19 protein-coding genes are annotated in these 21,635 nt (G+C 50.4%); 9 read left to right on the top strand and 10 right to left on the bottom strand.

Annotation, left to right across the window (positions count from 1 at the left end; translation table 11 throughout):
- Window positions 1–67 precede the first annotated feature (67 nt).
- Window positions 68–946, top strand: coding sequence for a hypothetical protein (locus ACY2RQ_RS13450; RefSeq protein ID WP_490113503.1), 879 nt, complete (start codon window positions 68–70; stop codon window positions 944–946).
- A 26-nt stretch (window positions 947–972) separates the two neighbouring features.
- Here the strand turns inward: ACY2RQ_RS13450 and ACY2RQ_RS13445 are convergent, their stop codons facing one another.
- From ACY2RQ_RS13445 to ACY2RQ_RS13430, 4 genes are all read right to left on the bottom strand, one after another.
- Entirely contained in the window at window positions 973–2,232 is a 1,260-nt protein-coding gene (locus ACY2RQ_RS13445) for a sulfotransferase family protein (protein ID WP_490113502.1), read from the bottom strand.
- A gap of 84 nt (window positions 2,233–2,316) precedes the next feature.
- Window positions 2,317–3,153: a metal-dependent hydrolase gene (locus ACY2RQ_RS13440; RefSeq protein ID WP_490113501.1), complete on the bottom strand. Its 837-nt coding sequence runs from the start codon at window positions 3,151–3,153 to the stop codon at window positions 2,317–2,319.
- Window positions 3,154–3,433: 280 nt separating this feature from the next.
- Complete coding sequence (locus tag ACY2RQ_RS13435; RefSeq protein ID WP_490113500.1) at window positions 3,434–4,363, bottom strand: electron transfer flavoprotein subunit alpha/FixB family protein; 930 nt, start codon at window positions 4,361–4,363, stop codon at window positions 3,434–3,436.
- Window positions 4,363–5,112 carry an electron transfer flavoprotein subunit beta/FixA family protein gene (locus tag ACY2RQ_RS13430; RefSeq protein WP_490113499.1) on the bottom strand — a complete coding sequence of 250 codons (750 nt, stop codon included), beginning with the start codon at window positions 5,110–5,112 and terminating at the stop codon, window positions 4,363–4,365. Before ACY2RQ_RS13430 ends, ACY2RQ_RS13435 begins: the two co-directional genes overlap by 1 nt.
- A gap of 359 nt (window positions 5,113–5,471) precedes the next feature.
- On the opposite strand from ACY2RQ_RS13430, the gene ACY2RQ_RS13425 reads away from it, so the two are divergent.
- Window positions 5,472–7,124, top strand: coding sequence for an electron transfer flavoprotein-ubiquinone oxidoreductase (locus tag ACY2RQ_RS13425; protein ID WP_490113498.1), 1,653 nt, complete (start codon window positions 5,472–5,474; stop codon window positions 7,122–7,124).
- Between the two features lie 99 nt (window positions 7,125–7,223).
- Here ACY2RQ_RS13425 and ACY2RQ_RS13420 read toward each other — a convergent pair whose 3' ends face one another.
- The gene (locus ACY2RQ_RS13420; protein WP_490113497.1) at window positions 7,224–7,817 is read right to left on the bottom strand and encodes a DUF1285 domain-containing protein; all 594 of its coding nucleotides are present in this window, start codon (window positions 7,815–7,817) and stop codon (window positions 7,224–7,226) included.
- 172 nt (window positions 7,818–7,989) lie between these two features.
- Between ACY2RQ_RS13420 and ACY2RQ_RS13415 the strand changes: the two genes are divergently transcribed.
- Window positions 7,990–8,916, top strand: coding sequence for a YiiX/YebB-like N1pC/P60 family cysteine hydrolase (locus ACY2RQ_RS13415; protein WP_490113496.1), 927 nt, complete (start codon window positions 7,990–7,992; stop codon window positions 8,914–8,916).
- A gap of 75 nt (window positions 8,917–8,991) precedes the next feature.
- On the opposite strand, the gene thrH is transcribed toward ACY2RQ_RS13415, so the two are convergent.
- A complete protein-coding gene (thrH, locus tag ACY2RQ_RS13410) occupies window positions 8,992–9,609 on the bottom strand; it encodes a bifunctional phosphoserine phosphatase/homoserine phosphotransferase ThrH (RefSeq protein WP_490113495.1) in 618 nt (205 codons plus the stop codon).
- Between the two features lie 232 nt (window positions 9,610–9,841).
- On the opposite strand from thrH, the gene ACY2RQ_RS13405 reads away from it, so the two are divergent.
- Window positions 9,842–10,102, top strand: coding sequence for a hypothetical protein (locus ACY2RQ_RS13405; RefSeq protein WP_490113494.1), 261 nt, complete (start codon window positions 9,842–9,844; stop codon window positions 10,100–10,102).
- A 103-nt stretch (window positions 10,103–10,205) separates the two neighbouring features.
- On the opposite strand, the gene cysB is transcribed toward ACY2RQ_RS13405, so the two are convergent.
- On the bottom strand, window positions 10,206–11,180 hold the full coding sequence (gene cysB / locus ACY2RQ_RS13400; protein ID WP_490113493.1) for an HTH-type transcriptional regulator CysB: 975 nt from the start codon (window positions 11,178–11,180) through the stop codon (window positions 10,206–10,208).
- Between the two features lie 171 nt (window positions 11,181–11,351).
- On the opposite strand from cysB, the gene ACY2RQ_RS13395 reads away from it, so the two are divergent.
- Both ACY2RQ_RS13395 and ACY2RQ_RS13390 read left to right on the top strand, forming a co-directional pair.
- Window positions 11,352–12,128: a sulfite exporter TauE/SafE family protein gene (locus ACY2RQ_RS13395; protein ID WP_490113492.1), complete on the top strand. Its 777-nt coding sequence runs from the start codon at window positions 11,352–11,354 to the stop codon at window positions 12,126–12,128.
- Between the two features lie 205 nt (window positions 12,129–12,333).
- The gene (locus tag ACY2RQ_RS13390; RefSeq protein WP_490113491.1) at window positions 12,334–13,407 is read left to right on the top strand and encodes a 3-deoxy-7-phosphoheptulonate synthase; all 1,074 of its coding nucleotides are present in this window, start codon (window positions 12,334–12,336) and stop codon (window positions 13,405–13,407) included.
- Window positions 13,408–13,478: 71 nt separating this feature from the next.
- Here the strand turns inward: ACY2RQ_RS13390 and ACY2RQ_RS13385 are convergent, their stop codons facing one another.
- The gene (locus ACY2RQ_RS13385; protein ID WP_490113490.1) at window positions 13,479–13,796 is read right to left on the bottom strand and encodes a hypothetical protein; all 318 of its coding nucleotides are present in this window, start codon (window positions 13,794–13,796) and stop codon (window positions 13,479–13,481) included.
- Between the two features lie 107 nt (window positions 13,797–13,903).
- Here ACY2RQ_RS13385 and greB point away from each other — a divergent pair, with 107 nt between their 5' ends.
- Entirely contained in the window at window positions 13,904–14,413 is a 510-nt protein-coding gene (gene greB / locus ACY2RQ_RS13380; RefSeq protein WP_490113489.1) for a transcription elongation factor GreB, read from the top strand.
- Window positions 14,414–14,571: 158 nt separating this feature from the next.
- Here the strand turns inward: greB and ACY2RQ_RS13375 are convergent, their stop codons facing one another.
- A complete protein-coding gene (locus ACY2RQ_RS13375) occupies window positions 14,572–15,210 on the bottom strand; it encodes a peroxiredoxin family protein (RefSeq protein WP_490113488.1) in 639 nt (212 codons plus the stop codon).
- Window positions 15,211–15,551: 341 nt separating this feature from the next.
- A complete protein-coding gene (gene nfuA / locus ACY2RQ_RS13370) occupies window positions 15,552–16,151 on the bottom strand; it encodes a Fe-S biogenesis protein NfuA (protein ID WP_490113487.1) in 600 nt (199 codons plus the stop codon).
- A 266-nt stretch (window positions 16,152–16,417) separates the two neighbouring features.
- Between nfuA and ACY2RQ_RS13365 the strand changes: the two genes are divergently transcribed.
- Both ACY2RQ_RS13365 and metH read left to right on the top strand, forming a co-directional pair.
- Window positions 16,418–17,626, top strand: coding sequence for a multidrug effflux MFS transporter (locus tag ACY2RQ_RS13365; RefSeq protein ID WP_490113486.1), 1,209 nt, complete (start codon window positions 16,418–16,420; stop codon window positions 17,624–17,626).
- A 206-nt stretch (window positions 17,627–17,832) separates the two neighbouring features.
- Window positions 17,833–21,525 (top strand): methionine synthase, encoded by a 3,693-nt coding sequence (gene metH / locus ACY2RQ_RS13360; RefSeq protein ID WP_490113485.1) that lies wholly within the window; start codon window positions 17,833–17,835, stop codon window positions 21,523–21,525.
- Window positions 21,526–21,635 lie beyond the last annotated feature (110 nt).

The following is a 21,635-nucleotide window of genomic DNA, read 5'->3' as shown; positions in this document are numbered from 1 at the left end:
AACCATGGGCTACACTCTGACACTCGACGGCTTGCCGAGCCGAGCCTGGTTATAATGAGAACTTCCCATGGCGTCTGGTCTGTACGTATTCTGTCTGCTTGTTCTGATTCTAACGGCTTACTACGGGGTTCTTGCAGTCGTCACACTCCGCATTCGCAGCAGCGGTGTATTCACACGCTGGCTGGGAGATGCTTATGTTGTACGTGTTGTGGACTACTCCCAGCCCTGGGAGAAAACTTTTCACATTCTGCGCGCATTTGCTTACATTGCCGCCGACTATCTGGTGCGTGGTAGTACAGAAACAGTGTCGCTTGTTCTGTTTATGGGAACCTACCTCATTTTTATGGAAGTCAGTATCCAGCTCAACGGCATGCGAAAAATGGATTCCAGCGATTTTATCCGCAATGCATGGAAGCTTCCGGGTTTTCTGGTGCAAGTGGCCATCGAGGGGTTAAGTATTTGGTTATTGTTCTTCGTGCCCGTGCTTTGGTGGCTCACTCCAGGACTCTCAAACTACGGGGCAGCTTTAATCGTTTTCGAGCTAACCCTGCCATTGTTGCTCGCTCTCGGCACACAGCGACGCTCACGGGAGTTGGATGGAACGGAACTCTCCACGCGCAGCCTGACAGACTCGCTTCCCTTTCGGCTTGCAGAATGGGCGACGTTCATTAGCCTTACAATTTACACATGCATGCTCCTCCCGGAGACAAAAATGTATATTTTCTGTTACACGACCATTGGTGGATTATGGTGGCTCATCATAATACTTCGGGGCTGGTATAAGGGAGTACAGTGGGTAGGTCTGAGTAAAGATGGCGAAATTCAGTATGCTCCAGGACGAACTCAATTAGTATGGAATATCATGCGTTTTCTGGAAACCGGCCCCTTTGCCTTTATGCGAACCGGAGTTGCAGCACTGCTCTTGCATCATTTCCTGGACATGTAGGCTGGCAGGGGCGTATTCAATGGGAATCAGATCTCTTCTGAACATATATCAAAGTAATTCTGATAACGGGCATAACGTTGTCGTTCACTGTAAAAATCGAGACCAGTATCCGCAAACGTATATTGATGTATACCATGCTTATCTGCTGGGTTATCAGCAAGAAATGCCCCCATAGCCTGTTCAGCCTGGTTACTCAATTGTTCGCCAAAACACCCATAGATTTTCCTGACCATAGCTACCTTATCCTGAATAAATTCAGAGTAGTGGAGGTCAAAAACATTGGGAGGCACTATCAACTTACTCTCCCTTGCCAGAATTGAACGGTCTAATCCTTCTTCGAGATTTTCACTGAGGCGATGGGCGAGCTGATGACTGTCCACATGGTCACTGACAAGACGATGCAGGGATGTGGTCAGGCTGGTTAACGACGCCATGACTCTGAGCGGATCCCTGTGGGTTTGAATGATCCTTGCGTCCGGATAAACTTTCATCAAGGCAGGCAGAAACCACAAATGCCCAGGGCTTTTCAGCACCCAGCGTGCGCAGCGGGTTTGCCATTGCAGCAACTGCAAAAAGCGCCGATGGTTCTCATAGACCCAGGTCATATCAGCTGTCAACAGCCATTGCTGATAGCTGGGGACATAAAAACGCATTGCGAAGAAGGGGGAAGCAAAATCCATTGCTGTGAAAAAAATACATTCCTGGGGCAACTCCGCGCCCATAGGGTGAATTGTTTTTATCTCGGGTGCCAGGCGATCAATTTTCTTGAGTTGCTTTTCACACTTTTCTATACGGCGATCACCATGGGAATTTTTCTTCTTCGGCGGCGGCAGTGGATATTGGACCTCCCAGCTTACAGGAACTCTGTTGGCAGCATCCTGAGCCATAAGTCCATGAAGTACGGATGTCCCCGTGCGTGGCGCGCCAACAATGAATATTGGATTAAGAATGTGCTGATCTGTGATCTCGGGATGGCGTTTAAAAGTCTCCTGCAGCCTCAGCCGGTTCACCAGTAGTTTCAGGATATCAGTTCGAGCTGCTATTCTGCCTGACAATGTCAGGCCAGCTTCGCTTTCCAGGGCTGCAAGTAAACTATCAAGGGCTTCAAGGAACTTCTGATCACCAAAGTCAGTAAGCCCTGTATGGGATTGCGCCTGATGCAAAAGCGTATCAAGTTCAAGATTGACAGGTCTGAACCCACTGCCCTGCATAACGCGTCCCAATACGTTCAAGCTGCGAAGTGGCCATGGAAGAGACCGGCAGCAGTGATGCATGGTTTCTGCCATAAAGCAGACTCCTTCGTGCTTGTTTGATAGGAAGGATTGCTATCTGAATTAAGTTCACAGCGGCAATTCATGATCCAGGGCATCTCAATCTGCCTGCTGCTGTGGGGGGGAGCCTTTTATTACAAAATAAGCGACACTTCTTTTGTAATGGAAGCAAACTAAAGAGAAATTGTTCTTGTTCCATGGATGAAACGTCCATGAATAATACTTAAAATATTCAATAAACGTTTCTGTCAACATTCCCTTTCTCCCTAAGAAATAGTTAAAAAAAGACTTTATTGTTTTCTTATTAAATAACACCTTGTCTTTCCAAAGAAGATAGCCGGTATTGAATAACAGAAGGTATAAAAACACACCCGTTATAATTGGCATGACTGATATACGACGTATATACCCTCCCCCAATCTTATGATAGCAATCAAAGCAAACAGCCTTATGTTCTATTTCTTCGATTGCGTGCCATGTCCATAGCCCTCTTATATTTCCTGGCATATTATCAAGCCAGACCTCATGGTTCCTTAATATGAAATCCGCCATTAAAGCTGTGAAGTGCTCAATTGCGCAGGCGATTGCCAGTTGGGATTTATCAGAGAAGAAGCGCTCCAGGATGGAAATGACTTTCTCGTTATGTCTGCAAACCACATCAATACCCAGAGACTTTCCCTGCTTCAACAGGGCTTCATTGTACTTTCTGTGCTGGTAAGAGTGGATCTTTTCCTGGGCGGTAAAGTTTTTAATTTTTTGGCGATGATAAGCATCCAGATAATTATCAGCAGCCTGGATGAGAATTCTTTCAGCCGGAACAAACGAAGCAGACAGGCCGTTCCCTAAACAGCTCAGGAAAGGGTCATCTCTGTTCCAATACTTTTCAAGCTTGTCAAATCTGAAATCCATCTTTCTGGGAGAAATAACAGGGTTCACTCTACACATGACAGGATACCAGTAATGACTAATTGAATAATCAACTCTGGCCGAGGTGGCTTTGGCTTTCAGCTCGGTAGAGCAACCCAAAACTAGCTAAAAAAAAGGGCAATGCAAGGGAAATGTATTACGTTCATCTTGATCATTATCCAGCCGGCCATTGAGGACACAGCATGCAGACAACAATTCAGGAAATATTAAAAAACCGTCCCGGTTTTCACCGGAACGGTTTTCGCGCACAGGGCCTTGTGCGACTGTATCATGCAACTGAAAACAAGAATTAAACCTTATCAGTCAGCTCCGGTACAGCTTCAAACAGGTCTGCTACGAGGCCGTAGTCGGCAACCTGGAAGATCGGAGCCTCTTCATCCTTGTTGATAGCAACAATGATTTTGGACTCTTTCATACCGGCCAGGTGCTGGATAGCACCGGAGATACCCACCGCTACATACAGGGACGGAGCAACGATCTTACCGGTCTGACCAACCTGCATGTCGTTGGGTACGAAACCTGCGTCAACGGCCGCACGGGATGCACCAACGGCGGCACCCAGCTTGTCAGCCAGTTTGTACAGGATTTCGAAGTTCTCACCGTTACCCATGCCACGACCACCGGAGATAACAATCTCGGCAGCCGCCAGCTCGGGACGGTCAGACTTAGCCAATTCAGCACCAACAAATGCAGAAGTGCCAGCGTCCTGAGTGGCTGCCAGCTGTTCTACAGAAGCGGAACCACCGGTTTCAGCTGCCTTGTCAAAGGCAGTACCACGAACAGTGATCACCTTCACGGAAGCGGAAGACTGAACAGTGGCAATAGCGTTACCGGCATAGATAGGACGCTTGAAAGTATCAGCGCTCTCAACAGCAATAATGTCGGAGATCTGGTCAACGTCCAGCAGGGCCGCTACACGGGGCATAATGTTTTTGCCATCGGTAGTAGCGGAAGCCAGGATGTGGCTGTAACCCTTGCCAACTTCAGCGATCAGCAGGCTGACGTTTTCAGCCAGCTGATTTTCGAAAGAGGCGTTGTCAGCAACCAGAACCTTGCTTACGCCTTTAACCTGAGCAGCCTGCTCGGCAACAGCGCCACAGCCACTGCCGGCAACCAATACAGTGATGTCACCACCAACAGCCTTGGCAGCGGTCACAGTAGCCAGCGTTGCAGCATTCAGGCTGGCATTGTTATGTTCAGCGATTACCAGAATGCTCATTAGATTACCTTCGCCTCGTTCTTCAGTTTCTCTACCAGCTCGTCGACGCTGCCAACCTTGATACCGGCGGAGCGTTCAGCAGGTGCTTCAACCTTCAGCAGGGTGATGCTGGAAGCGGTATCAACGCCGTAATCCGCGGGGCTCTTCACGGCCAGAGGCTTACGCTTGGCCTTCATGATATCGGGCAGCTTGGCGTAACGGGGCTCGTTCAGGCGCAGATCGGTGGTGACAACCGCCGGCAGGTTCAGGGCAACAGTCTGCAGGCCGCCGTCAACTTCACGGGTTACGTTCACTTTACCGTCTTCAACAGCAACTTCGGACGCAAAAGTACCCTGAGGCAGGCCGGCGAGGGCCGCCAGCATCTGGCCGGTCTGGTTGTTATCACTATCGATAGCCTGCTTACCGAGAATAACCAGTCCAGGCTTTTCTTCTTCGTAAACAGCTTTGAGCAGTTTGGCAACAGCCAGGGAATCCAGTTTTTCGTCAGTATCTACCTGAATACCGCGGTCAGCACCCAGAGCCAGGGCGGTACGGATCTGTTCCTGGCAGGCCTTGGGCCCCATGGAAACGACGACGATTTCGGAAGCCACACCCTTCTCTTTCAGGCGAACCGCTTCTTCCACAGCGATTTCGCAGAATGGGTTGATAGCCATTTTGACGTTGGTCAGATCAACATCAGTGTTGTCAGATTTCACGCGAACCTTGACGTTGTAGTCGATGACTCGCTTGACAGCTACAAGAACCTTCATACTTTTGCAGCCTTCCTTTTCGTTGTTGGGCTGAAGCAGTCTGTGAGTAGAGCTTTCATGAATCGTAAGTCTCTCACCCCCATTGCGAGACCGAGTCTATCAGCAGGCAAATACGTATTCAAACGTATGTTTAACTTATATGGCTTCCAATGACCTCTATAGCCTTTCAATTGTCCACAGTTCCCCCTTAACAGCTTTTACTGCTAAGCACCCGAAAGATATGGAATTTATGTAGGTATATGCCGTTGGCTATCTGCGGTACCCTCCGTATAATGCTCACAAAATAATTAAAACGAGCGTTTAATTTTAATAGCTGATTACGTGCTCGATTGCCGAATTGTCAAAGCAGGAGGTCAGTCATGGAACGCGAATCCATGGAATTTGATGTAGTAATAGTTGGTGGTGGTCCTGCTGGCCTGTCCGCCGCCTGTCGCCTGATGCAGCAGGCCCAGGAAGCGGAACAGGAGCTGACTGTCTGTCTGGTAGAGAAAGGTTCCGAAGTTGGTGCCCATATCCTTTCCGGTGCAGTATTCGAACCCCGCGCCCTGAATGAACTCTTCCCCGACTGGAAAGAGAAAGGTGCCCCCCTGAACACTCCTGTCACCGCTGATGAAATCCATTATCTGACTGGCGCAGAGAGTGGCAGGAAGTTCCCCCATTTCATGACCCATAAGACCATGCACAATGAAGGCAACTATATTATCAGCCTTGGTAATTTGTGCCGCTGGCTGGCGGAGCAAGCTGAATCTCTTGGTGTAGAAATCTTCCCAGGTTTTGCGGCCCAGGAACCGCTGCTTGAAAATGGTGTGGTTAAGGGCATCATCACCGGCGATATGGGTATTGCCGAAGACGGCTCCAAAAAAGACAGCTACATGCCCGGTATGGAACTGCGCGCCAAGTACACCATGTTCGCGGAAGGCTGCCGTGGTCATCTCGGCAAACAGCTGATCAATACTTATCAGCTGGACGAAGGCAAAGATCCTGCACACTACGGCATCGGCATTAAAGAGCTTTGGGATATCCCCGCAGAAAAGCATAAGCAGGGACTGGTTCTGCACACAGCAGGCTGGCCTCTGACAGAAAGCGGCTCCACTGGTGGCAGCTTCCTGTATCACTTGGAAAACAACCAGGTTGTTGTTGGCCTGATCACTGACCTGAACTACTCCAATCCCCATGTTAACCCGTTTGATGAATTCCAGCGCCTGAAGCAGAATCCTCTGTATAAGCAGTATCTGGAAGGCGGCAAACGTGTATCTTACGGTGCCAGGGCGCTGAACAAAGGCGGTCTGCAGTCCCTGCCCAAGATGACCATGCCTGGCGGCCTGCTGATCGGTTGTGATGCTGGGACCATGAACAATGCCAAGATCAAGGGTTCTCATACAGCCATGAAATCCGGCATGATTGCTGCTGAATCTGTATTTGAAGCCATCAAGGCTGGTGATGAAGGCGGCCAGGAACTGACCTCATTCACCACTGTCTTTGAAAACTCCTGGCTGTACCAGGAACTTCACGAGCAGCGTAACTTCGGCCCCCTGCTGCATAAGTTTGGTGCCTTTGTTGGCGGCGCAATCGCCTGGTTCGACCTGAACATCTTCAACGGTAAACTGCCCTTTACCCTGCGTGACCCGGCTGCGGATTATGCCCAGATGAAGCTGGCTTCCGAATGCCCGAAGATCGATTACCCCAAGCCTGACGGAAAAATCAGCTTCGACAAACTGAGCTCAGTCTTTCTGTCCAACACCAACCACGAAGAAGACCAGCCCTGCCATCTGCTGCTGACCGACCCTGACCTGCCTATCCGTGACAATCTGCCCAAGTTCGATGAACCCGCCCAGCGTTACTGCCCGGCCGGCGTTTATGAAGTCGTTGAAGAAGCCGATGGCAAAAAGCGCTTCCAGATCAACAGCCAGAACTGCGTTCATTGTAAGACCTGTGATATTAAGGATCCGGCCCAGAATATTACCTGGGTCACTCCGGAAGGTGCCGGTGGCCCGAACTATCCCAATATGTAAAATGTTTCAGCGTTGAAACAAAACACCCCGCAGACCACTCGGTCTGCGGGGTGTTTTTTATGATTTGAAAAAATGCAGCCCGGACAACCAGGCGTTTGCTCACAGATCGTATTCGTCTTCTGCAATATGGGGAGAGATCTTAAAAAATTCCCCACAACTCTCTACACCGTACCATTCTTTTCCGTCTACGCTGCGCACATAAGCCATACTCACCAGCTCATAGAAGACATTCCGGTGCACCCGGGCTTCCAGACGATCCCGCACCCGGATGTAGGGTTCCGGCTCTCCCGTTTCTGGCGCGAATTCAACCCACAGGGGATATTCATTATCGACGATAACGGCATCCCCCACATTGGTGACAAATTTCAGAGCCGGCCTGCCACTCTGCTCCAGCACCTCCACTGAAATAGCAATAAAAGGCACATCCTCAACGGTAATGCCCACCTTTTCTACCGGGGTAACCAGAAAATAGTCGTCATCATCTTTGCGCAGTACCGTGGAAAACAGCCGCACCATACGCTCCCGACCTATGGGGCTGCCCTGGTAATGCCAGGAGCCATCCCGTTTGATCACCATATCAATATCGCCGCAGAACGGAGGGTTCCAGCTATGCACCGGTGGTAATTTTTTTCCGTCACTGGCTCCAGTAATCTGCCCCAGCAGTCCACCCGCACGATCTTGCCCGTCGGTCATGTTTCCTTCTCCACTCTGTCATACAATCGCAACAGCCCCCTGTCAGTTTGTCACTGCAGGCTGATGGACAAGTATATGGGCTTAGCCGTCCCGTTTCATCGCCTGCAACTCACTATAAGTTAATCAAAAACCAACCGACATTATTAAACACGGAAATGTGAGGCAAAAGAGAATGGCAAGGGCAGACAAGATTCAAGGACGAATCCTGACCAACCTGATCACCCGCTTTAAGCAGTTCCGCCAAGGGCTTCTTGAAAAAGCCAGCGCCTGGCTGATTTATGAACCTCCCCTACCCGGCCCCATTACCGACTTTGATGAATTGCGCCACGAACTCAAGCCCGGTGATGTTGTACTTGTGGAGGGTCGTTCCCGGGTGGCCAGTATTATTCAGCGTTTAACCATGAGCCGCTGGACCCATGCGGCACTTTATATTGGCAGGCTGGAAGATATTGAAAGTGACCGGCTGCAGGGGGCCATTCTGAAAAACTTTGACCGTAAAAGCTGCAAAAAGAGAAACCCTCAACTGATTCTTGAAAGCGAACTGGGCATAGGCACGGTGGTTCGCCCCTTGGCGGTGTATAAAGGTGAACACCTGCGTATCTGCCGCCCGGAAGGACTGGCCCCCAAGGATCGGGATCAGGTACTGAATTTTGCCGCCTCCAGGCTTGGGCAGGAGTATGATGTCAGGCAGATTATCGATCTCTGCCGCCTGCTGATGCCCATGGGATTGTTACTTCGACGCTGGCGCTCCGTGCTTTTTCGGGAACCAGCACCTGCTCCAAAAACAACCTGCGCCACCCTGATTGCCGAAGCCTTCAGTTTTGTGAATTTCCCCGTACGCCCACTGGTTTTATCGGATAAGGACAATGGCAAACGGCTTTATCAGCGCAACCCCCTGTTCTGTACACCGGGGGATTTTGATTACTCCCCCTGGTTCCAGGTGATTAAATTCCCCTCACCGGAAACCGGTGCCCGGGGTTACTACCAGAACCTTCCCTGGCAAATGGGTAAGCACCGTAACGACAGGTTTGAACATGACCATATTGACGGGCAGACCTTAGAGCGCCTGCGTAAATTGCGGGAAGGACATCTTTATTAATACGGGTAACCCCGGCTATGCCGGGGAGACTCGCATAGGTTATACCGATGCTTCGGTAACCAGGGCTTTCCAGCACTAGGGATTAATATCCCGAACACTTGCCTTACAGAATTCCAACTTCAGCTCTTCATAAGAGTGAACAGCCGGGAACTGAGGAAACTCAGCAATCACATTATCCGGTGCCTTAAACAGAATGCCCGCTTCTGCTTCAGACAACATGGTCGTGTCATTGTAAGAGTCACCTGCCGCAATAACCCGGTACTTCAGACTATGAAAAGCCTTTACAGAAGTACGCTTGGGGTCAGGCTGGCGGATTTTATAGTTGGTCACTCGCCCTTTGTCGTTAATTTCCAAACGATGGCACAACAAAGTCGGGAAGCCCAACTGACGCATCAGGGGCTGGGCAAACTCGTAGAAAGTGTCGGAAAGAATAACCACCTGGAAATTTTCCCGCAGCCAGTCCACAAAACCACGGGCACCGGGAATTGGAGCCATTTCAGCGATCACCGCCTGGATTTCCTGAATACCCAGACCATGACGATCAAGCACAGACAAGCGCATCGTCATCAGCTCATCATAATCGGGTATATCCCGGGTGGTGGCCTTGAGTTCTTCAAGGCCCGTCTGCTCGGCAAAACGTATCCAGATTTCCGGAATCAGAACCCCTTCCAGGTCGAGACATGCGATTTCCACTGCGATCCCCACTTAAAAAGTTTTATTAAATAGTTTTATTGTCGTGTTGTACGTATATTTTGAGGCAACTCTATCCCCGCAGGCTTACGGTGTAAACCTGCAAGAGCAGGAAAATTTACCACGTTATATTTATATGGCAGGAAGTTACTATGCCTTCATAAACGCCCGTTGGTAGAATCTGTTCATCAAAAATAACAGTCGCTGGACGTGCACAGATACGATGAAGATAACAATGGTGAAAAAAATTCTGGCGAACGGCAGTCTCTGCCAGAAATGTGGCCAGGTTATGGAAAAGCTGGAAACATCCGGCCATATCAACCGCATAGATCACATTATTGAAGCCAGGGAAGATGACCCGACCAGCGAAGGTATGCAGCTGTCCACCCTGCTGGGCGTTGAAAAAGCGCCCTTCTTTGTGGTCGAACGTGAAGGTCAGGAACCCCAAGTGTTCACTATTTATTTCAAACTGGTTAAGGAAGTGTTGGAAGCCTGAGACGCTTTTAAAAAAGACATTTCAGAAAATATTTCTTCAGATATCGGGCGACTGTTCACGTCGCCCTGTCTGGCTCCAGCCTGGAGCCTTAAACTACTGGGCTTCAGAGTTCTGGCAGTTTGATATTCTCAAACAATTCCTCAATATCCGCCTTACTATGGTGAGCTACAGCCTGATCAATAAGGTCTTTGTTCAGGTGGGGAGCAAATTTCTCAATAAATTCATACATGTAGCCCCGCAGGAATGTGCCCTTGCGGAAACCGATATGGGTCACGCTGGGATCAAACAGATGTCCTGCTTCCAGGGGAACCAGATCCTGATCCAGTTCTGGGTCGTAGGACATTCGAGCTACTATGCCTATGCCCAGGCCCAGTCTTACATAGGTTTTGATCACGTCGGCGTCGGCTGCGGTAAATACCACCTTGGGGGCGATACCTTCCTTGATAAAGGCATCATCCAGTCGTGAACGACCGGTAAAGCCGAAGACATAAGTCACTATGGGATACTGACCAATATCCTGAAGACTGAGCCTTGGAATCTGGGTCAGGGGATGGTTTCGGGGGACAAGGATACAGCGGTTCCAGCTGTAGCAGGGCATCATAATCAGGTCGCTGAACATCTCCAGAGCTTCTGTGGCAATGGCAAAGTCCACAGTTCCGTCTGCTGCCATCTCGGCAATCTGGCTGGGGGTCCCCTGGTGCATATTCAGGGATACATCCGGGTACTTGTTGATAAATTCCTGGATCACCCCGGGCAGCGCATAACGAGCCTGGGTATGGGTGGTGGCGATGGCCAGAGTGCCCTTCTTTTCATTACTGAACTCCTGGGCCACCTGCTTGATGGAATCCACCTTGCGCAGGATTTCCCCTGCGGTCTCAATAATCTTCTCCCCTGCGGGGGTTATGCGGGTGAGGTGTTTGCCGCTGCGGGCAAAAACTTCCACCCCCAGTTCATCTTCCAGCAGCCGGATCTGTTTACTGATCCCGGGCTGGGACGTGTAAAGACTCTGCGCCGTGGCCGATACATTAAGGTCATGGTGGGCTACTTCCCATATATATCGCAGCTGTTGCAGCTTCATTTATTGCCTCCACTTAACCCATATTCGGTAATAGTATAAAAATATAAGCAAATATTACTTTGAAGAATAGATAGTGACCGATACATTTGCCAGCAGCCTGAAACGCGGAGGTTTTAATCGTGATTCTTCCCAAGTGGCCAAACATTTATAACTGTAGACAATAATTCAAATATGGATGTCCTGCTATATATTATCGCCGGAGCCGGAGTGGGCTTCGCTGTCGGGCTGACCGGAATCGGTGGAGGGTCACTGATGACACCTCTTTTGCTGATGTTCGGTTTCCCCCCAGCCACGGCGATCGGTACCGACCTCATGTATGCCTCCATCACTAAAACCGGAGGTGTTATAGCCCATCATCGCCAGCATACCATCCGCTGGTCCCTGGTTGGCCTGCTGGCGCTTGGCAGTATACCCGCCTCCCTGGTAACAATCTGGCTGCTGAATAATTATTTTCACGACAGTGATGCCTATACCCGCATCCTTACCAGCAGCCTTGGCTTTATGCTGATTCTGACAGCAATCGTGTTGCTGTTCCGTGGAAAAATTCTGGCCTCCGGCGAGGGCGATGGTGTCGTGCACTGGATGCAGGAAAAATCCATGCCGGTCACCGTTGTTATGGGTTTCTTTCTCGGGGCGCTGGTCACGCTCTCCTCCGTTGGCGCCGGCGCGTTTGGCACTGCCATTCTGATGATTCTCTATCCTGCCCTGACTTCGGTCCGTGTTGTTGGTACAGACCTGGCCCATGCGGTACCGCTAACGTTTGTTGCCGGTGTCGGGCACCTGTTTCTGGGCAACGTGGACTTCCTGCTTCTGGGCTGTCTGCTGATTGGTTCACTGCCAGCCATACATGTTGGCGCGAAAGTGGGCCAGAAACTTCCGGAAATCCTCCTGCAAAGAATCCTGGCCCTGATTCTGCTGGTGATGGGCCTGCGTTACGCGCTGGCCTGATGCAGATTTTCTGGAATCCAGGAACCGCATTCCGTTTCTATTGATTTTCTGTTTAGGCAAATACTAACGGGAGCGGAAGGAATCTGTAAACCTGTGAGAAATCGTTCTGAACATCCAAAAACGGTAAATAATTATGACCCTGACAGGTTTTGATTTAGAGTGTGCCCAACAACAAATGAAATATGATAAGAGGCAGTTTTGAGTGATGAGCAGTCATCCGGTAGAAGACCTTAACATTGCGTCTCAAACGGTTCTGGTAACGCCCCAGGAATTGAAAACCACCATTCCCCTGACGAAAGAAGCCCGAGAGCGCATTGAAACCAGCCGTGAAGTTATTCGCGATATTCTTGAGGGCAAAGACAAACGCTTATTCGTCGTTGTTGGACCCTGCTCCATCCACGATATCAAGGCCGCCCATGAGTATGCGGAAAAGCTGAAAGTCCTGGCTGATGAAGTATCAGACACTCTCTATCTGGTTATGCGGGTTTACTTTGAAAAGCCCCGAACGACAACGGGTTGGAAAGGTCTTATCAACGACCCGGATATGAACGATTCGTTTCATCTGGAAAAAGGCCTGCACACCGCTCGGCAGTTGCTTCTGGATATCGTGGATATCGGCCTGCCTACCGCCACGGAAGCCCTTGACCCCATCAGCCCCCAGTATCTCCAGGATCTTATCACCTGGTCTGCTATCGGTGCCCGGACGACAGAATCCCAGACCCACCGGGAAATGGCCAGTGGCCTCTCTTCCCCCGTCGGTTTCAAGAATGGTACCGATGGTGGCCTGACTGTAGCGATTAATGCCCTTGAATCTGTATCCAGCCCCCACCGCTTCCTGGGCATTAACCACCAGGGTCAGGTTGCCGTAACCCATACCCAGGGCAATCCCTATGGTCATGTCGTGCTGCGGGGAGGCAATGGCAAGCCAAACTATGACTCTGTCAGCGTTGCTTTGTGCGAGAAAGAGCTGACCGATGCCGGACTGACTACTAATCTGATGATCGATTGCAGCCATGCCAATTCCAATAAGGATCCAGAACTGCAACCGCTGGTGATGGAAAATGTGTCCAACCAGATAGTGGAAGGCAACACTTCTATTATCGGCCTGATGGTAGAAAGCCATCTGGGCTGGGGCAACCAGAAAATTCCTGCGGATCTGAGCCAGCTGAAATACGGCGTTTCCATTACCGACGCCTGTATCGACTGGGCCACCACAGAAACCAGTATTCGTGATATGGCTGAAAAGCTGCGGAATGTTTTACCTGGACGGGAAAGATAAAGCCTTAGAACCAGCTGACACCCTGTGCGGCTGGTTCTTTCCTACAGAAGAAAAAAGTTTTCTGAAAAATCTTACTTAAGATCAAGGCCAAGCTGGCAGATGGGGAGTTCAAACTGGCGAGGTTCTCCACCTTCCATGCGGTGCTTACGCAGGCCAGGCATATTACTGATACGCTGATCAAGAATCGCTTTGCAGATATGACAGGCCTGGACCAGATGAGCGTTTGAAAGAATTTCAAATTCCCACTCCCGATGAATAACTAAAGTGCACAGGGTGCGATTGCCCTGCTCTTCGATATCGTAATTGGCCTCGACAATATGATGACGCGGACCTGAACTATCCCGCGTAACAAAGTAGTCTGACAGGATACTTTGCTTATAACGCTTCACGTGTGACCAATCTGAACCATAACAATAGAAAGGCGGCGTAGCCTACATGATTTCTTTTTTGGTTACTATTACGATTAATGCTTGGCAACAAAGTTATTTATCCTCCCATGTCACGATATCGTCCACCCATGCCACCCTCTTCGTTTTATATCACTCCAGAGGGATACAGAAAACTTGAAGAAGAACATGATGAGCTCTGGAAAGTTAAAAGGCCTGCAGTAACTCAGGCGGTATCGGAAGCGGCGGCCCTTGGTGACCGTTCAGAAAATGCGGAATATATTTACGGAAAAAAACAACTGCGGGAGATAGATCGCAGGGTTCGTTACCTTCGTAAGCGCCTGGATCAGCTGAAAGTCATTTCTGATACACCGGATAATCCCGATAAAGTCTATTTCGGCGCCTGGGTCACTTTGGAAGATGATGATGGCATTGAAAAACATCTGCGCCTTGTCGGTCCCGATGAAATCGATCTGGCTAAAGGTTGGATCAGTATTGATGCTCCCCTGGCCAAAGCATTGATGGGAAAAGAGCGTAAGACAGAGTTCGACTTTACTCTAGAAGGCCAGACGATTTCTTATTTTATTTTTTCTGTCAGCTATAGCGATCCTGATCAGTAATCTTCAGAAAAAGACCTGTCCTGGTTCTGACAGGTCTTCTTTGTGTTTCCCATATTTACATTTATTAATTTGTTTCAGAGAGTGATTGGAAGATTTAAATCATATCTATATATGATTGTATAAAATTATATGAAATTGAAGCCTTACTACCGTACTTATTAGTTGGCAGCATCAATCCATTTCAAAAAGGTGTCCGGTTCAGGCCTTACCCGATAGTTATCTGTCTGGTCAGATGCCATCACTACTCCCTGCTCATCCACCAGCACCACCGTTGGATAGACAGTATCAGAGTCGTAGCCAGTAGCCTGCAACCCTGCGGGCAATCCACTCCTGTGGAGAATCCCCAGGGCTTTTGCAGAAGTGCTTCCGCTATCAACCAGAAATTCAAGGGGAGCATCAAAAGACCGGGCAAGTTCCCTAGTCTGCTTGTGGGACTGGGGAGAGATCATCAGTACCTTTACTCCCCTGCTCTCAAGTTCCCGGTAGCCCTCAGCAATCTCACGAATCTGAGCCATACATAAGGGGCACCAATTGCCCCGGTAAAACATTATCAGGGCTTTCTTCCCCTTATAATCACTGAGGCTGACGGCCTTACCATCTTCTTTCTCAAAATGAAGATCTGGCAGTTTCTCGCCTTTCTCCAGTACACCGGAACGCCCTCTTCCCAAACGGGAATACCAAAAGATATAAGCCAGGGTCATTGAAAACATAACTCCGCTGGCAATGATGGTTTGAGGAGTGCTTGAGAACAGCGAGAGAAGAAAACCAGCTCCAGCAGGAAAAGCAACACCGGGCATGAAAGCTGAAGTTCTGGCCCGTGGGGATAGAAACAATCCGATAAAAAATAACAGTCCAGGGACAGAGGACAACAACAGGCTGCCCCCGCTGAAAACTTGCCCTTTATAAATCAGGAAAAGAGACCAGAAAACAGCACCAGTCAGCAGCGAAATATATACGCTGATAAATATAGACTTTATAAGATTCATAACACTTGGAATTTTTATTAATTGTCAGGGAAGAATACTGAGTTTCCAGTATAAATCACTCACCCTGATGACATTTTCAGCCCCGGAAACGCCAATTCATTTCATACAGGTACAAAAAAGCCGGGGTATACCCGGCTTTCTCAGAAAAACATTTACTTGTAATAGGCGTTTTCACGATTTGTGTGATCAGTGACATCCCGAACACCTTTCAGCTCAGGAATCCTGGTCATCAGCGTTCGTTCCACACCATCTTTCAGGGTCAGGTCTACGCTGGCACAGCCCTGGCAGCCGCCGCCAAACTGAAGAATGGCATAACCTTCGTCATCCATCTCCACCAGGTTTACCGTACCACCGTGGGACGCCAGACCCGGATTGATTTCGGTCTGCAGGTAGTAACTGATCTTCTGGTCGATGGGGCTGTCATCGCTCACCTTGGGCATTTTCGCGTTGGGAGCCTTGATGGTGAGCTGGCCACCCATTTTGTCTGCGGCGTAATCAACGGTGGCGTCCTCAAGATAGGGTACGCTGCTCTCCTCGATCCAGGCGATAAAGCCTTCCAGTTCCATGGAAACATCGCCCTCTTTCTCTTCACCGGGCTTACAATAGGCAAGGCAGGTTTCCGCATGGGGCGTTCCCGGGCTGGAAACAAACATACGCACACCAATACCCTCAACATTCTGCTTGGCCAGCAGCTCCCCAAGGTATGTCTGGGCACCTTCCGTAAAATCAATAGCGGGTTGCTGAGTACTCAAAAGTGCTATTCCTGTGTTGGTTCCGGAAAGGATTCTACGCCCTTACCCTTTCTGGGAAAAGTCTTAGTATCATACTCAGGTATCAGCATCTGAAAACCCGGTGACAAGTCACCTATCCCTGAATATCTTCTGAATATTACCGCCTTGCACCATTCACAGCTCTAAGGCAATGCGTAAAATCACTGGTTCTCGCCCCAACGCCTTCTCTTTATTATTCGCCCCCTTTTTTCACACCTCCCCATGAAACAGTTCTCAGGAGTACATCTTTGTATCGTCTGGACCCAGTTAAACAGTCCCGCCCGGTGTTTCTGGTGCTGGTTTTGTGTGCAGTGATCGGCCCACTGTCCATTGACCTGTTTACCCCGTCACTCCCCGCTATCGCTCAGATTTTTTCTTCCACAGCGGATATGACCCAGTGGACAGTCAGCATCTTTATGCTTGGCTTTGCCATCTCCATGCTGGTTGTTGGCCCCATCTCCGATCGGTTCGGTGCCCGCAAAACCCTGCTGGGCGGTTATACGGTTTACCTGCTGGCGACACTGGTTATTCTTCTGACCAGCCATATTGAAGTCTTTATTGCCGCACGTCTGGTTCAGGCGGTGGCCGGATGCTTTGGTACTGCACTGTCCCGCTCTATCGCCCGTGATCTTTATAAAGGGAAAAATGATGTCCGCATCCTGGGGATGATCGGTGCCAGCCTGGTGGTTGCCCCCATGGTGGCTCCGGCTATTGGTGGATTATTGCAGGAAGCCTGGGGCTGGAGCGCCAGTTTTATTCTGATGTTGGTGATTGCCCTGTTTACCATGGCCGCCGTCTCTCTACTGCCCTCTTCAGATAATGGCAACCCCAAGGCAAAGTTCAGCGAATCGTTCCAGGGCTTCGCTGTGCTGTTTAAAGACAAACACTATATGGTTCCGGCGGTCACCGCTTCCCTGGCCTTTGCCGGTGCCTTCGTTTTTGTTGTTGGCGCGCCCTTTGTCCTGATTGAGGCATTTGGCATTTCTCCCGCCCATTACGGCATTATTATTGGTCTGGTTATGGCCGCTTATATCGGTACCAGCGCCATGGCAGGCCGTATTAATGACAAACTTGGCCACAACCGGACAATTCTCCTCGCCTGGGGGCTGATGCTGGCCGGCGCGGGAATTGCCTTTGGTTCCGCCATACTCACGGAAGGAACCTCCCTGCAGGGTCTGTCTGCAGGTATTTTTGTATACGAAGCCGGTCTGGGTCTGTTTTTGCCCGCCTGTCAGGCAAAAGCCCTGTCCCATCTGGACAAGCATGTCGGTACCGGCGCGGGTATGATCTTCTTCCTGGAAATGATTATTGCCAGCGGTGTCAGCTACCTGGCCGGCAGTATGGAGTTGACCAGCACTCTGCCACTGGCGGGAATTACCATGGTGATGGTACTGCTGGCTCTGCTTCTTTCCCGTTTTGGCCGTACTCAAAGCGAGCCTATGCCAGAAGCGGCTTAAAGTCCGGGCAGACCAAGGTCTTACAAAAGCACCGCTGTACAACTTATTCCTGCAAACTGACGAGGGTTTTACCGCCCTCCTCTTTTCTTTCGCACACCTCAATCTGGTACACTGCCTCAACAGAAACAGACTGCCCCACTTAACCGGCCTTTCACGCCTGGCAGTCGAATAATGATGAAGCAGAAACTACCAGGACTTCCCCCCGCATGAATCGCGAGCAGCGTCTTAAAGAAATCACCCGCAGTCTTGAGCAACGCATCCTGATCCTTGATGGCGCTATGGGCACCATGATTCAGTCCCATAAACTCGAAGAAGCGGATTACCGGGGAGAACGCTTCGCGGACTGGCCTTCGGACCTGAAAGGCAACAACGACCTTCTGGCCCTGACCCAACCGGATATTATCACCGGTATTCACAAAGCTTACTTTGAAGCGGGCGCGGATATTGTTGAGACAAATACCTTTAACGCCACCCGGGTTTCCATGGCCGATTATGGTATGGAAGACCTGGTGCCGGAAATTAACCGGGAATCCGCCCGTCTGGCGGTTAAGGCAGCCCAGCAGGTAGCCGAAGCCACAGGCCGCCCCCGTTATGTTGCCGGTGTTCTTGGCCCCACCAGCCGTACCGCATCTATCTCACCGGATGTAAATGACCCCGGCTACCGAAACATTACCTTTGACAAGCTGGTTGAGAATTATCAGGAAGCCACCCACGCCCTGATTGACGGCGGCGTTGACTTTATCCTGATTGAAACCATCTTCGATACCCTGAATGCCAAGGCTGCGGTTTTTGCCGTACAGGATGTCTTTGAGGAGCGAAATGAAAAACTGCCGGTGATGATTTCCGGCACGATCACCGATGCCTCCGGACGCACACTCTCCGGCCAGACCACCGAAGCCTTCTGGAACTCCCTGAACCATGCCGAGCCCATAAGTATCGGCCTGAACTGTGCCCTGGGAGCTAAAGAGCTACGGCCCTATGTGGAAGAGCTGTCCCGGATCTCCACCAGTTTTGTCAGCGCCCATCCAAATGCGGGGCTGCCCAATGAGTTCGGTGAATACGATGAAACGCCTGAAGAGATGGCAGAGATCGTCGGCGAGTTTGCCCGCTCCGGCCTGGTGAATATTATCGGTGGCTGCTGTGGTACTTCCCCCGATCATATTCGCGCCATTGCCAAAGCTGTTGAAGGTCTTCCGCCCCGTAAGTTGTCACAACCGGAAGTAGCCTGCCGTCTGAGTGGCCTGGAACCCTTTAATATTACTGCGGACTCACTGTTCGTAAACGTGGGCGAGCGCTGTAACGTCACAGGCTCCGCCCGCTTTAAACGTTTGATCAAGGAAGGTGATTACGAAACCGCCATCGACGTAGCCAGAGTCCAGGTTGAAAACGGCGCACAGGTTATTGATATCAATATGGATGAGGGCATGCTCGATGCCGAACAGGCCATCGTCACCTTCATCAACCTGATCGCCTCTGAGCCGGATATTGCCCGTGTGCCCATCATGGTGGACTCCTCCAAATGGGACGTGATCGAAGCGGGACTGAAGTGTCTGCAAGGTAAAGGCATTGTGAACTCCATCTCCCTTAAAGAAGGTGAAGAGCAGTTCCGTCACCATGCCAAACTGTGTCGCCGTTATGGTGCCGCAGTTGTAGTGATGGCCTTTGATGAGACCGGCCAGGCCGATACCGAAGCCCGCAAGAACGAAATCTGTAAACGTTCCTACGATATCCTGGTAAACGAAATTGGCTTCCCGCCGGAAGATATTATTTTCGACCCCAATATCTTTGCCGTCGCCACCGGTATTGAAGAACATAACAACTACGCCGTGGATTTTATCGAGTCCTGTTGCTGGATTCGGGCCAACCTGCCCCATGCCATGATTTCCGGCGGAGTGAGTAATGTCTCCTTCTCCTTCCGGGGTAATAATCCGGTGCGGGAAGCGATTCACTCCGTATTCCTCTACCACGCCATTAAATCCGGCCTGAGCATGGGTATCGTCAATGCTGGGCAGCTGGCCATTTACGAAGATATTCCCGAAGAGCTGCGTAATGTCGTTGAGGATGTCATTCTTAACCGCACGCCGGAAGGGACAGACAATCTGCTGGCCATCGCTGAAAAATATCGCGGCGACGGCTCCAGCCAGGAAAACAAGGAAGACCTGGCCTGGCGCGAACAACCCGTGACCAAGCGTATCGAACATGCTCTGGTCAAAGGTATTACCACCTATATAGTTGAAGATGCTGAAGAAGCCCGTTTAGAAGCCGCCCGCCCCATCGAAGTGATTGAAGGCCCGTTGATGGACGGCATGAACGTGGTTGGCGACCTGTTTGGGGAAGGCAAAATGTTTCTGCCCCAGGTGGTCAAGAGCGCCCGGGTGATGAAACAGGCCGTTGCCCATCTGGTGCCGTTTATTGAAGCTGCGAAGGGCGGCAAAGCCCAGGCCAAGGGTAAGATCCTTATGGCCACGGTGAAAGGCGATGTCCACGATATCGGAAAGAATATTGTGGGAGTAGTGCTGCAGTGCAACAACTACGAAGTAATCGACCTTGGGGTTATGGTGCCCGCAGAAAAGATTCTGCAGGCCGCCATTAAAGAAAAGGTGGATATAATCGGCCTCTCCGGCCTGATTACCCCCTCTCTCGATGAAATGGTCCACATGGCCCGGGAGATGCAGCGTCAGGATTTCCATATTCCCCTGATGATTGGCGGAGCCACAACGTCCAAAGCCCACACCGCAGTCAAAATCGAGCAGCAGTACCAGAATGACCAGGTGGTTTATGTAGCCGATGCTTCACGCAGTGTCAGCGTCGCTACCAGTCTGATCAGTAATGAACTGAAAGCGCCGTTTGTGGCAGAAGTGAAGGCAGAGTACGAGAAAGTACGGGAACGCCATGGCAAGCGTCGCCCCAATGCACAGCGAATGCCTTTTGCTGAACTGGATAACCATATCACTCCTGTTGACTGGGAAGGTTACCAGCCTCCAAAGCCGGCCTTTACCGGTACAAAAGTCTTTGACCAGATCAGTTTGAAAGATCTGATTGATTATATCGACTGGACACCTTTCTTTATCTCCTGGGACCTTCACGGAAAGTATCCAAAGATACTGGAAGACAACGTCGTCGGCATTGAGGCCACCAAACTCTACAACGATGCACAGACTATGCTGCAGCGGTTTATCGAGAAAAATGAGGTTCAGGCAAAAGCTGTGATCGGCTTCTGGCCCGCCAGTCAGGTCAACCGGGATGATATTCAGCTCTTCAATGAAGACGGTTCTGAACTCGCCAGCCTGCATCACCTGCGCCAGCAGACCAAAAAGGTGAATGGTCAGCCCAACTACTGTCTGTCTGACTTTGTCGCACCGAAAGTCTCAGGCATTGATGACTATGTGGGTGGCTTTGTGGTCACTGCCGGTATCGGCGCAGAAGAACTGGCCAAGAGCTTTGAAGCCGCCCACGATGACTACCAGAGTATTATGGTGAAGGCGCTTGCTGACCGTCTGGCGGAAGCCCTTGCGGAATATATGCATGAGCAGGTACGTAAGGAGTTCTGGGGCTACAGCGCCGATGAACACCTCTCCAACCAGGAGCGGATCAAAGAGCGATACACAGGTATTCGCCCTGCCCCTGGTTACCCTGCCTGCCCGGACCATACCGAGAAAGGCATCCTGTTCCAACTGCTGAATGCCGAGCAGGAAATTGGTGTTAGCCTGACGGAACATTACGCCATGTGGCCCACCGCTGCTGTCAGCGGCTGGTACTTCTCCCATCCTGATTCCAAATACTTTGCTGTAGGGAAAATACAGCGGGACCAGGTTGAAAATTATGCCGAACGCAAGGGCTGGAGCGTGAAAGAAACCGAAAAATGGCTGATGCCCAACCTCGACTATGATCCCTCATAAGCCTGTTTAATGTTAAGGGAAGCCAGATAAATCTGGTTTCCCTTTCGACAACCCCAGCTAACCGACTCTATAAACCCTCCTGCTTCTGCAGTAAAATTTTTTGTAACTCC

This window comes from Parendozoicomonas sp. 209JJ7-1 (assembly GCF_058147085.1).
The sequence above is the reverse complement of the archived record's forward strand: the minus strand, read 5'-3'. Positions and strand labels throughout refer to the sequence as shown.